We start from the raw sequence: 347 nt of genomic DNA on the forward strand, positions 1-347 counted from the left end.
ACAACCACTTCAACGACAACACCGGATAACGCTTGAAATCGTTATCACATTGAACCTATTTCTCTCGGAGATAATGAGAAAAATAGCTTCGTGTTCTATCTCGTCCAATTTGTTAAAGAGCAAATCTGACCCAGTGATCAGAAAGGAAGGCTTCATCAATCTGAAACATTCGTTTCTGTACACTGCTAACCGAAGTTAGTCAGTAAAGTTGTGGTGGAGCTATGCGGGATCGAACCGCAGACCTCCTGCGTGCAAGGCAGGCGCTCTCCCAGCTGAGCTATAGCCCCGTCTACTTGTCCAGCTTTCGTCACTCGTCGTTGCAGCACTCGCTCGCGTCAGTCATGACC

At 47.8% G+C, this 347-nt stretch carries 1 tRNA gene; it reads right to left on the reverse strand.

The window, feature by feature from the left end:
• Positions 1 to 211: 211 nt before the first annotated feature.
• A tRNA-Ala gene (locus tag DIT71_RS17795) sits at positions 212 to 287 on the reverse strand.
• Positions 288 to 347: the final 60 nt, after the last annotated feature.

Origin of the sequence: Marinobacter vulgaris (assembly GCF_003344045.1) — a bacterium.
Classification (GTDB): Bacteria; Pseudomonadota; Gammaproteobacteria; order Pseudomonadales; family Oleiphilaceae; genus Marinobacter; species Marinobacter vulgaris.